Annotated in this window: 9 protein-coding genes; 6 read left to right on the top strand and 3 right to left on the bottom strand. The window is 36.5% G+C overall.

Annotated features, from left to right (window positions below; all coding sequences use genetic code 11):
* Nucleotides 1–333: 333 nt before the first annotated feature.
* The 3 genes from CA2015_RS08410 to CA2015_RS08400 all read left to right on the top strand — a co-directional run bounded on the left by CA2015_RS08410 (nt 334) and on the right by CA2015_RS08400 (nt 3,695).
* On the top strand, nt 334–1,164 hold the full coding sequence (locus tag CA2015_RS08410) for a DUF4349 domain-containing protein (RefSeq protein WP_048641507.1): 831 nt from the start codon (nt 334–336) through the stop codon (nt 1,162–1,164).
* 154 nt (nt 1,165–1,318) lie between these two features.
* A complete protein-coding gene (locus tag CA2015_RS08405) occupies nt 1,319–2,308 on the top strand; it encodes a 2-hydroxyacid dehydrogenase (protein WP_048641506.1) in 990 nt (329 codons plus the stop codon).
* Nucleotides 2,309–2,516: 208 nt separating this feature from the next.
* Entirely contained in the window at nt 2,517–3,695 is a 1,179-nt protein-coding gene (locus CA2015_RS08400) for a lycopene cyclase family protein (protein ID WP_048641505.1), read from the top strand.
* A 255-nt stretch (nt 3,696–3,950) separates the two neighbouring features.
* On the opposite strand, the gene CA2015_RS08395 is transcribed toward CA2015_RS08400, so the two are convergent.
* Nucleotides 3,951–7,373: a ThuA domain-containing protein gene (locus tag CA2015_RS08395; RefSeq protein WP_048641504.1), complete on the bottom strand. Its 3,423-nt coding sequence runs from the start codon at nt 7,371–7,373 to the stop codon at nt 3,951–3,953.
* Between the two features lie 282 nt (nt 7,374–7,655).
* Nucleotides 7,656–8,525 carry a UbiA family prenyltransferase gene (locus tag CA2015_RS08390; protein WP_048641503.1) on the bottom strand — a complete coding sequence of 290 codons (870 nt, stop codon included), beginning with the start codon at nt 8,523–8,525 and terminating at the stop codon, nt 7,656–7,658.
* Between the two features lie 88 nt (nt 8,526–8,613).
* Here CA2015_RS08390 and CA2015_RS08385 point away from each other — a divergent pair, with 88 nt between their 5' ends.
* The 3 genes from CA2015_RS08385 to CA2015_RS08375 are packed head-to-tail and all read left to right on the top strand — an operon-like array spanning nt 8,614 to nt 11,310.
* Nucleotides 8,614–9,693, top strand: a complete 1,080-nt coding sequence (locus CA2015_RS08385) for a type III polyketide synthase (protein WP_048641502.1) — start codon at nt 8,614–8,616, stop codon at nt 9,691–9,693.
* The gene (locus CA2015_RS08380) at nt 9,690–10,397 is read left to right on the top strand and encodes a methyltransferase domain-containing protein (protein WP_048641501.1); all 708 of its coding nucleotides are present in this window, start codon (nt 9,690–9,692) and stop codon (nt 10,395–10,397) included. Before CA2015_RS08385 ends, CA2015_RS08380 begins: the two co-directional genes overlap by 4 nt.
* Nucleotides 10,398–10,446: 49 nt before the next feature.
* Nucleotides 10,447–11,310, top strand: coding sequence for a mechanosensitive ion channel family protein (locus CA2015_RS08375; RefSeq protein WP_157470391.1), 864 nt, complete (start codon nt 10,447–10,449; stop codon nt 11,308–11,310).
* A gap of 128 nt (nt 11,311–11,438) precedes the next feature.
* On the opposite strand, the gene CA2015_RS08370 is transcribed toward CA2015_RS08375, so the two are convergent.
* Nucleotides 11,439–12,236 carry a hypothetical protein gene (locus tag CA2015_RS08370; protein WP_048641500.1) on the bottom strand — a complete coding sequence of 266 codons (798 nt, stop codon included), beginning with the start codon at nt 12,234–12,236 and terminating at the stop codon, nt 11,439–11,441.
* Nucleotides 12,237–12,586: the final 350 nt, after the last annotated feature.

Raw genomic sequence — 12,586 nt, 5'->3', positions numbered from 1 at the left:
AAGTATTGATGGAAATTGGAATAAAATTTTGGCAGGAGTTTAATAAGTCCGAAAAAACTCCCAAACTAGTTCAACCCGAAATATGCAATAGACAATCTATTACGTGCTGAAATCGCTTCAAAATCAGCCACTACGTTGCTGTTTTCAATTTCACCATAGGGTTGCTATGCTAAAATATCCAAACAGCCTGATATTCTTGCGATTGCAACACTTCCCGTAAACACGGGACAGGCTTCACCCCTGACTATTGTCAGGACGGAGAAATCCTATTACATAATCCGGGTTCAATGATTAGGTGGGTTTGCTTGTGAAAAATTGTAAAATTTAAGTTTTATGAAACAGTTATTTTTAATAATAGCAATTTTATCGCTTCATGGATGTAATAGGCCAGAAGGAGAAATGATAATGGAGGTGGCCGACAAAGAGACCTTTGAGGAATTATTGTCTATACCTATAAGCGAACAACCTCCCCCGCCGCCATCAATAACTTCAGGAACGGAGCAGATAAGTAAAAAAACTATTAAGACTGGAGGAATTAATTTTCAATCGCAGGACATAGTGGAAGATTATCAAACAATTCGAGAACTCCTCCCTCGTTATGATGCCTATATTGAGCATGAAAATCAATCAAGAACCAAAGAAAGAATAAGTTACCAGTTGACTATTAGGGTTCCATCTACTGTGTATGATAGTTTATTTGTTACTTTTTCCACCATTGGGCATCGCCTTGGAAACAAGTATTCATCAATAAAAGATGTAACAGAAAATTATTATGACTTAAGTACTAGAATAAAAAACGACAAACTACTAGAAAAACGCTACCTGAAAATTCTAGAAAGTGCTACTGAGATAAAGGATATTCTAGAAATCGAAAATAAACTTAACCAGATTCGGACTGATATAGAAAATCTTCAGGGACAATTTAATTATTTAGGTAAACAGGTATCCCTTAGCACAATAAGTTTATCATTCTATGAAGAACTTCCATATGTATATGATGCATCTCAAAGAGGAGGGTTCTTAGCAAAAATCTTTAGTGCTATAAACAATGGCTGGCAAGGTTTCCTAAATTTTGTAATTGGTTTGATAGCATTTTGGCCTTTTCTGATATTGCTTATTGTCCTTGGTTATTTTATTAAAAAATTTAGAAGTCAGAAAAATTAAATCTTATTATCAGGTTGATGTTTTTATTTCTTACTTTAATAAGAATGGATTGAATTAAGGAATGACCGCTAGGCTAGAAGGGTTTATAACTTGTTTGCATAGCTGAGTTTATTCGTCATTTATTCTTGGGTATTTATAAATTGAAATTACTCTAATGAAAATAGCCGTATTTAGCACGAAATCATACGATCAGGAATATTTTGAAAATTATAACAGTGAAAAAAAATATGACTTTACCTTTTTTGAGACATCCTTAACGAGTTCTACAGCCAACTTAACGCTTGGATTTGATGTCATATGTGCTTTTGTCAATGATAAAATAGATCAGGATACCATAGAGATTTTGGCAAAAAATGGGGTGAAATTGATCGCCATGCGCTGTGCGGGTTTCAATAATGTGGATATACAATCAGCTAAAACTCATGGAATCAAAGTAGTACGTGTTCCAGCTTATTCACCGGAAGCAGTTGCTGAACATTCTGTAGCATTGATTCTTACCTTAAATAGAAAAACCCATAAGGCCTATAATAGGGTGCGAGAAGGAAATTTTTCCTTAAAAAACCTTATTGGATTCAACCTACATGGAAAAACAGTGGGCGTAGTTGGGACCGGTCAGATTGGAGCAGCCTTCTGCAGGATAATGAAAGGTTTTGGTTGTAACTTGTTTGCCTATGACCTTACAGAATCCCAAGAGTTGGTGGAAATGGGAGTTCAATACTTGCCAATTGATGAAGTTTTCATGCAATCTGATATAATTTCCTTGCACTGTCCATTAACTCCCGGTACCAAACACATAGTCAATAGCAGTTCACTGGCCCAAATGAAAGATGGTGTAATGATCATCAATACAAGTAGGGGCGCCCTAATAAATACAGCGGATGCCATTGATGGCTTGGCACAGAAAAAGATAGGGTATATGGGGATAGATGTTTACGAACAGGAGGAAAAACTGTTTTTTGAAGATCTGTCAGAAAGCATTATTCAGGATGATTACATATTGAGGTTGAATAGTTTTCCTAATGTGTTAATTACTTCTCATCAAGCCTATTTTACAAAGGAGGCCATGGACCAAATAACCCTTATAACACTAGATAATATTCAAGCTTTTGAAAATAAGCAGCAATTGATAAATGAGGTTGTCTGAGCTATGGCTGATAAAAAAGAACCCTATTTATGACTAAAATTGAAAGTATATAAATTCTTTGTAGTCCATATGATAGGTCTCTTAATTTTGATGTCAGTTGTAAAATACCTCGCAATAATTTAAACATGTTCTTAATATCTGGTGTTTTGCTGCTTAAGACAAGTGGAAACTGAATTTGTGCGGTATAAGTATAAAGCAAGAAAGGTCAATGGAATTAGAATACGATTATATTATTGCAGGTTCTGGATTAGCCGGTTTAAGCTTGTTGCACAGGCTTTTGTTGAATAAAGAGCTGCGAAGCAAAAAGATTTTGGTCATTGATAAGCTGAAGAAGGAAGACAATGACAAAACCTGGTGCTTTTGGGAAAAGGGTGAAGGTCTTTTCGAACCAATTGTGCATCATCAATGGAAAACCTTACAGTTTTTTTCACCAGAAGTATCCAAAACCTTTGAGCTAAAAAAGTACAAGTATAAAATGATTCATGCCGGAGATTTTTATTCTCATATTCTGAATCATGCTTCTGCCTTTAAAAACGTTAGCTTCAAGACGGAGGCCATACTCGATATGGAAGTTAATGGAGGCAATGCGGTTCTTATCACGGATCAAGGTCAATATTCAGGCCAGTATATTTTTAATTCTACTGGTTTGTTTAATCCTGAAATGAATACCCAAAATACTTTATTACAGCATTTTATGGGTTGGTACATTAAAACGGATACTCCCTTTTTCAATCCGGAGATTGGCACATTGATGGATTTTAGATTGGATCAGGAACATGGGACTACCTTTATGTATGTATTGCCAACAAGTGCTAGGGAGGCATTGGTGGAATACACATTATTTAGCGAAAGTATTCTGGATGAAGAAAATTACCAAAAGGCACTAAAAGCATATATTGATAAGGCGTTAAAAATTAAGAAATACGAGATTGTACATGAGGAATTTGGGGCAATTCCCATGTCCTTGGCTAAATTTTCTCGCAGTTTAAATGAGGGTGGGCGAATCATTAATATTGGTACTGCAGGTGGCTTTACCAAAGCCAGCACAGGATATACTTTCCAGTTTGTGCAAAAGAATGTTTTTGAAATAGTTAAGCAACTGAAAATTAATCAGTCTCCTATACTTGGTCTTAATTGGAAAAGTAGTGTTTATGCCTGGTATGACCGTACTTTACTAGATGTTCTCCTTTCAAAAAAGGTGACTGGCAGAGATATCTTTTCCAGTTTATTTAAAGGCAATGACCCAGAGAAAATACTTTCCTTTCTTGACAACGACAGCACTTTTTGGGAAGAGTTTAAAATTAGAAATAGTGTTCCATTATTGCCTTTCATGTTTTCTGGAATCCGGCAGCTGTTTTCCAAGAACAATGTAAACCCAAAAGGTTGAATTTGATCAGCAAATAAAATTCTCTTTTTAACCCGGATTATGTAACAGATTTCTCCTTCCTTATAATAGTCAGGGGAATAGCCTGTCCCGTGTATACGTGAAGCGATTTCAACAGGTAATAGATTGTCTATTGCATATTTCGGATTTAAGTTAGAGAACCTGTCCTATTTATACCTGTCCTCAAAATTTTTAATTAGACATAAAAAAAGCCTGTGAATATGTTCACAGGCTTTTTTAAACAATAAATAGGAGACTTTATTTACCAATCATTTCAATGGATAAAATGTTCATATTTACTGTTTCTTTATCATTCAATGCTTCTGATACGATATAAAGGTCCTGGAACTCTTCTTTAACATTGTCGTTAAATCTCATTTCAAGAGTCTGCTCTGTTTCGTCTTTTCTAACTACTATCTGACCGATTACTGTTCCTTCTGGACTTCCTGAGCGGGCTTCCAATTGATAACCAAAGTCATAAGCACGTTTAGAACTTACCTTAAAATCTATGCCTTCCAAACCTGTTAGGTCTATATTTTTCAAGGTTAAATGGCCTTTACCAATTGGAGAAGATAAGGTCTTCTGACCATTTATTTCCTCAGAATTATATCCGAAGGTTTCATCAAGTTCATCCAGGTTAATATTGTTATTCCTAAGAAAAACAGTGGTAGAAGTACTAAGCGGTTTGATATTGGCTCCACCTTTGTCTGTAAAGCTAGCGTTTAGAAGCATGACTCCATTATTGACCCTCTTTTTACCTTGAAGCGGATCCAATTGACCTGAGGCTGGCAAGGATGGTTCTTGACTTTCCATTTCATTTAAAGAAAGTACAAAGGCTACAATTTTTCTAGCATCACCAGGTTTTAATGTAGGGTTTGCAGGCATCATTGTTTCGCCCCATACTCCTGAACCTCCTTTTATGATTTTATTAATCAGTTTGTCCACTGCTTCAGGAGAATCTGCATATTTTTTAGCAACATCTGTATAGCCAGGACCAACTGATTTTCCATCAATTTGGTGACAGCTTTTACAGGTGAGCGATTCCATCAAGCTTTTTCCTGCCATGGCTTCAGACATGACTTGGTGTCCTAAGGCTGCTTCAGCTTTGTCAAAACCTTCAATATAATCTGCAGAAAGGTATAGACTGGAAAGGTCCTCTCCTACTGATGGATCATCAGGATCATTGACAGTTACCTTATAGCTTACCTTTTTGTTAGGGAAATAAAAGCTTCCATTTCCTTCGAAGCTTACATTTATACTAGGTGCAATATTGCCCGCATAGATATTAATGGTATTGCTTTTCGTGGATTTGTTTTCAGTGTCAGTTGCTGTTACTGAGACATCATAATCACCTGTTTCCTTAAAAGTATAAGTAAGTTCCGGTTCTTTGGTATCCATTGTTTGGCCATTTCCCAAGTCCCATACAAAGCTTAGCGCATCATTTTCAGGATCTTTTACAGAAGCAGTTATTTTCACTTCCAATGGAAGGCTACCTGAGGTTTTGTCTGCAGTGATAGAGGCAATCACTGGTGCTCTGTTACCAGGGTTATAATTGATTACGGAGATGGCTGCATCGTCATTGGCGCTGAACCAACCTTTTCCATATTCCAAAAGGTAGAGCTTGCCATCAGGACCTAATTCGAGATCGATAAGGGCATTGTGTCTTACATCATCCATAAAAGGCTCCATTTTCAAGTAGTCACCATTTTCGTCCATGGTCACTGCTTTTATCCAGCCCCTTATCCAATCATAAATAAACAATTTACCATCGTAGTAGGAAGGTAATCCACCACCATCAGGATATAGGTCCGAGTAATAGACCGGTCCTGCCATGGCATTTCTTCCGCCTGTACCTACTTCAGGAAACTCTTCTGATTCGACATAAGGGTAATAGATAAATGCTGGTTGGGCTGGAGGCAACTCCGTCAAACCTGTATTGTTTCTTGACTTATTAATTGGTTTGGCAGGATCAAAAGGTTTCCCACTTTCACCAGTATTGAAATCAAAATCATTGTACGGGTAGTTGTTACCCACAAAGAAAGGCCATCCAAAATAGCCAGCTTTTTTTGCTTGGTTAACTTCATCATATCCTCTGGAACCTCTGACTTCAAAATCATCTTCTCGAGCATCAGGCCCTACTTCTCCCCAATACAAAAAGCCTGTTTTCTTATCTACAGATATTCTATATGGGTTTCGGTTACCTTGTACATAAATTTCAGGCCTGGTTTTATCCGTGCCTTCAGGGTACAGGTTTCCTTCAGGGATGCTGTAGGATCCATCTTCATTTACTTTTATTCTAAGGATTTTTCCTCTTAGATCATTGGTATTACCTGAAGACCTGGCAGCATCATATTGCTCAAAGCCTGGACGATCATCCAAAGGTCCATATCCTTTTAAAGTATATTTTTGGTTGGGCTGGTTGAAAGGTGTTGAATTGTCTCCTGCTGAAACATACAATAAACCATTGCTATCAAAAGCGATAGAACCTCCAGTATGACAGCAAATTCCTCTTTGAGAATAAAACTGAAGAATAACCTGCTCAGTGTCCATTTTCCACTCTCCACCTTCGAATTTAAATCGGGAAAGTCTGTTTACAGACTCATCGCTTGGGCTATAAAAAACGTAAACCCAATGGTTATTGGCGAAATCTGGATCCACCTGAATCCCCATTAACCCTTCTTCAGCATTAACTTTTGGCACATCTGTTTGCCAGTAAACGTCTAAATGAGCGACTTTGCTAACTTCAGAGGTCTCTCCATTGTAAAGTAAAATTTCACCTCTTCTTTGAGAAACCAAAATATCTAAGTTTGGTAAAATTGCCATTTCGGTAGGTTCTTTGAACTTTCCTAATGCCAAGGTTACTTTTTCAAATCGATCAGGATCAGGGACTATTTTGCTTTTGGCATTGGAATAGTCTAACCTTTTATTCTCTCCAATGGCATACTTTATCCCTTCAAGAATATGTTTCAAAAAGTCTGCTTCTTTATAAGAAGCCCTGGTATGACCACCTCCAGTATAGAAAGCTCGGCCTCCATCATAGTCATGGTACCAAGCTATAGGATGCTCTCCCATGTCTTTTCCACCTTGGTAGCTGTTTTCATCCAAGGTTAATAAAACATTGACCTCTGGGTTGAGGTTCTTATAACTGTACCACTCATCGGTTCTAGTCCATTTTTCAGGAAGAAAAGAAGTACTACTGTTCGATTTATCGACCACGGTCAATTCCCCTTGTTGTACACTTGGGTAGCTGTCGTTTATTCCAGGATGGTCAACAAAATAACCGCCTACCATTTTGCCATACCAATTCCAATCGTATTCGGTATCGGCAGCAGCATGAATGCCTACAAATCCACCGCCAGCTTGGATGTAGCGTTCAAATTCCGCTTGTTGGCTAATGTTTAATACATTTCCTGTAGTACTTAAAAATACTACTGCACTGTATTCTTTTAATACATCTTCGGTAAACATTTCAGCATTTTTGGTGGCTTCCACCAAAAAGCCATTCTGCTTTCCTAGTTCAGTTATGGCAGCAACTCCATCTGGTATGGATTCATGATAAAATCCGTCAGTTTTTGAAAAAACGAGCACTTTAGGCTCTCCGGGTTTACTGGTGCAAGCTCCTAATAGGAACATTGCTAAAATAAGGGAACACAATCCCTTAATGACACTATTATTGGACATAGGTTGATTTTTATTTTGCAGCAATATAATGATTATCTTTTTTTGCCTTGGCCATTTGTGGAAATAATAGACCCGAATAACTAATTTGTATGCTGCTTTATGGTTTAATCAGTTCATACACTAAGAAATTGATGCTTAAGGTTAACTATTAGGCTTGGTATTATTCAATTCTAAAATATTTATCTATCAACCTTGTCCTTCCATATTCCTGAATTTATAGGTTTATGTCAAAGTAAAATAGGATGGCTAAGCTTTGGGCAAAACACTATTTTTAGGCTTTTCTTATTGGGCCAAATAATAATAGATAAAGAAAAAGTTTAAAGTACTGGCAGAAATCTTGTTCATGGTCATCGCCATAGAATGGTTGGCATATTTATTCGGATTCTTTTTTACTAGACTAAACCAGATAAAAAAGAAGATAACCAAAGGAGCCATGCTTCCTAAAAACCACCAAATGGCCCATGCTGAACCAATATGGTTAAAATACCAAATGAAAGTTCCTCCTGCTATTATAAACCAAATGGATGCAAAGTTAAAAGTGCCCATTATACCAAGTTTTAAACTTAAAGTAATGTCTCCCCTCTTTTTGTCCTCTTCATGTTGGTATACTTGAGTCAATGGATAAGAACCTAAAAGAAGTAAAGTAGTAAATAGGGCTGGCAATAATAGGTCCCAATTTAATATATTGTTTAAGTCACCTTCTAATAAGCCTATTACACACATAATAAAGGTAATTGCGCCTTGAAAAAAGCCTGCTGTGAGCCAGCTTAGATAAGGATATTTCTTTAAGCGAATGGAGGGATGGCTATAAGCCATGGATACAAGACCGTACAAAAGCACCATTACAAAAAAAGAGATGTTAATCATTAATGCACCCAATAGGGCAATACCGAAAAAGACCAAAGAAAGATAATAAAGGCCTATGGTAACTTTTTTTGGATTTTTTAGCCCTCCTATACTTTTTTCATCCTTGTCAAAATAACTATTGTAACCATTGCTTGAAGGATAAAGAAATAGGTGTAAGATAATTCCCACTATTAAAACATTTGCAAACTTAGCTTCTGTAGCAGAAGAAAGAGCAAACCAAAAAACAGGCATTAAGTAATACGAAAAAGGAATTCTAAGGTGTTCCCAGCTTGATTTCTTAAACATATTCGTAATGTGAGATAACAATTGGCTTTGACATTGGTTTTTTTACTTAAATTGAAATGTACTATAAATTAAAGCTAAACTAATTTAAATGAAGAGCCAAATAAAGAGCATAGGGCTTGCTAGTCCAGGCAAACCCATACAACAGGAAATGATTTGCCGTTTTATGCAAAAAGCCCACAGTTTGGATGCTCGAGAAAGCCGAAAGTTGTCTTTTGTTTATAGAAAATCTGGAATAGCTCAAAGGTATAGTGTACTAAAAGACTTCAATTATATTAATCCTCAGGATTTCGAATTTTTTCCAAAAAATGAATCGCTAGAGCCTTTTCCTGATACTTTAAGTCGAATGGACGTTTTTAAAAGGACCGCTCCTATTCTGGCCATAGAAGCCATAAAAAATTGTTTAGCTAAAAGTGATGTGGAAGCAGGTCAAATTACGCACTTGGTTTTGATCTCTTGCACAGGAATGTATGCTCCAGGAGTTGAAATGGACATTATCAACAGCATGGGTTTGCCCAATACCGTAGAACGGTATGCCATTCATTTTATGGGTTGCTATGCTGCTTTCAATGGGATTAAGTTGGCAGATAGAATTTGTAAAAGTGACCAATCTGCCAATGTTCTGGTAGTTGGAGTGGAACTTTGTACCATTCATTTTCAGAAGGAATACAATGAGGACAATATTCTTGCCAATGCGCTTTTTGGGGATGGGGCTGCTGCCGTATTGGTTCAAGCTGGTGATGGCAGAATGCAAATTGAAAAATACCAATCCAATATCATTCCTGATGGAGCGGCTGATATGGCCTGGTCTATAGGGAATTTTGGCTTTCAAATGAAACTTAGCAAATACGTACCAAGCTTATTGGAGAAAGGAATCAAGCGCTTTGCCGAAGGGTTGGAACAAAAATTTTCACTTTCTGAAATTAATCATTTTGCCATACACCCTGGAGGGAAGCAGATTTTAAGCAAAATTGAAACTGCTTTCGGTATAAATGAAGGACAAAATGGCCATGCTCATGAAGTTTTGAAGAATTTTGGGAACATGTCTTCCGTTACCATACTTTATGTTTTGGAGTCGGTACTAAATGATTCATCCATAAAAGGAAAGGTATTGGCCATGGGTTTTGGTCCTGGGTTAACCTTAGAAAGTTTATTAATAGAAAAACCATGAGTAAATTTTCGCACAGAAGTGAAGAAAAGGAAATAATGGATGACCTGGAGTGTAATGGCTGGGAAGTAGCTCAAACACTCAAGGAGCTGAGAACAATTAATAGACTATTAGGGGGGAATAATGTGACCACTTCTGGACTCAAAATATTTATTGAAAACCTACAAGCTCAATCGCTGACAATTGCAGACCTTGGTTGCGGTGGTGGTGATATGGCAGTTCATATTAAAAAATGGGCCGTAAAAAATGGACTTGACTTACATGTTATAGGTATAGATGCCAACCCCAATATAATACACTTAGCCAAAGAAAAAGTAAAAAAAGAAAACATTTCGATTGAATTCAAGGAGGGGAATGTTTTTGATTCAGAATATATTAAAGAACCCGTAGACATTCAAACTTGCACTTTATTTACGCATCATTTTACAAGTGCTGAATTGGTGGAAATCCTAGGCAACCTCAAAAATAAAACTAGGATAGGCTTTGTAATCAACGATTTGCACAGGAATTTTTTTGCCTATTATTCTATAAAATTGCTTACATATTTTTTTTCAAGATCTAGAATGGTTAAAAATGATGCCCCACTATCTGTACTAAGATCCTTTAAGAAAAAGGATTGGGAAGAGATATTGGCAGCATCAGGAATTGAGAAATATAAAATTTCATGGCATTGGGCCTTTAGATGGCAAGTTATTTGCTGGATTTGATAATTATATTTTGAAATTTTTACTAAATCATTAAAAATCATTTTAGATTATGGAATTTGATAACAATACTCTGAGCGGTATAATTGAAAATGCAAGCCCTTTAGTGTGGGTTGCATTAATTAGTATTTTGAAAGCCGTTGTCGTTTACTTTATTGGTAAATGGGTTATAGGTTTGGTGATGAAGGCAGTCAATAAAATTTTTAAGAAGTCTGATTTAGATGAGTCTCTGACTAGCTTTTTGAAAAGCTTTTTAAGTGGTCTACTTCATGTGTTATTAATACTTGCCGTGCTTGCAACCTTGGGAGTAGAGGTCACAGCATTTGTTGCAATTCTTGGTGCCGCAGGTTTGGCTGTAGGTTTAGCACTTCAGGGTTCCTTGGCTAATTTTGCCGGAGGAGTTTTAATTTTATTGTTCAAACCTTTTAAAATAGGCGATACGGTAGAGGCACAAGGCACACTTGGCTCTGTAGAAAAAATTGATATTCTCTATACTACCATCAGGCAATTTGACAATAAAGTAGTTACAGTTCCTAATGGAAACCTAGCGAATAATAACATTACAAATTATTCCGAAAAGCCTACAAGAAGAGTAGAAATGGCTGTTGGAGTAGCTTATGGAACAGATTTGAAGTTAACGAGAAAAATAATTCTTGACACCTTAAAGAAGGATGAAAGAATTCATGCGGACCCTGCTCCTGCGGTTTACTTTACTAATTTTGGTGACAATTCTTTAGATTTATCCGTGAGATGCTGGTCAGATGCTGGAGACCTATGGCCGGTTTTTTGGGACAATATGGAAAACATTAAAGAGTCTTTGGAAGAAAATAATATTGAAGTACCGTTTCCTCAACGAGATGTGCATCATTTCTTTCCCGAAGGTAATATTGAATTAAAAAATGTAGAAAAAAAATAAGGAAAAAATGCCGGAGTCTCAGTTACTACCAAGTTTTTGAGACTCCGGGCAAACCCTACATTAAAAAATAACCAACTATCTACAATCAATCTTCCTCACAACAAAATAAATAATAAAAAGTCTAATGCTTATATTGAGCTACATCCCTCGGATTCGAAGTTCAATATTGTACTGTATTCTGTACCACTACTAATTTCAAGACTTCCTTCGATTGGATCCGCAATTCCTGACTCAATACATTCTTGCATGTATTTTAAAGGACGTACGATTTCGAATTTAGCGGTGATATAATTTTCAGTTGACAATGATCCACTACCTTGGAGGTAAATTCTGAATCCGTCTGAATCTGTTGAAATCTCCAGATCCCTGATATAATTCTGATTTAAATTAAATGCCTGTCCTTCTAAATTAACCAATTTGAAATCGGTCATGACAGAAGAAAACCTAAGGGACTTTTTAATCGGGTCATAGCCTAAGTTTTCTAATTTTCTTTGGCCTTGCATTTGGTGACCATTCAAAGAGAAGTTTTCGAAATCAATTGTCAGTTGGCTTCCTTTGCTTAGAAATCCTCCTGAGTAATAAATTGTCAAGTTCCCTTGTTTTTCCATTCCTCGGTTGCTTACACAACCATTGCCAAAGTCAATTTTAATTTCTCCCTTTTTGTCGTCCCTTGTAATAATTGTTCCAGGACAACTTAACTCATCTAACAAAGGTACCAACCTCTGCTGACTCAAGTTTTGTTGCATGGCGGACATTACCATTAAATCGACTTCTTCCATAAGCCCCATCATTCCTGAAATTTCTTCAGAAGGGATGCTTTTAGCAGTTGGTGCCATATCCTCATGATCAGAAGTCACGCAAGAAACCGCTGTAATTAGCAAGGCAATTGCGAGGCTGTTGAACAAATATTTTTTTGGATTATTCATGACAAAGATTGATACTGAAAGGTTTGATTTGTTACTTTGTTTTCGAAATGTACTGTGGTATTATTTCATTTACTAATAAAAAACCAATTAAATGACTATATAAATTAACAAAGCATATATTTAGTTTTGAAAAGCAAAAATTGCTATACCACTGAGGTCATTGCTTGATAAATGTCATTACCTCTGGAAAAAATGCATTTTAACCCAACCTAAGCTTGTAAAAATGGGGGATTTATCCCTAAAAGCTTGATATCTTTAGCCTTGCAAGGGAAAATTGCCCAAAATCAAGCAATTCAGTTAGCTTTACGCTCTGTTAAATATTTTTCATAAAAAAGCGATTTCAAAGAATT

The sequence above is a fragment of the Cyclobacterium amurskyense genome (assembly GCF_001050135.1).
GTDB classification, from domain to species: domain Bacteria; phylum Bacteroidota; class Bacteroidia; order Cytophagales; family Cyclobacteriaceae; genus Cyclobacterium; species Cyclobacterium amurskyense.
The sequence above is the reverse complement of the archived record's forward strand: the minus strand, read 5'-3'. Positions and strand labels throughout refer to the sequence as shown.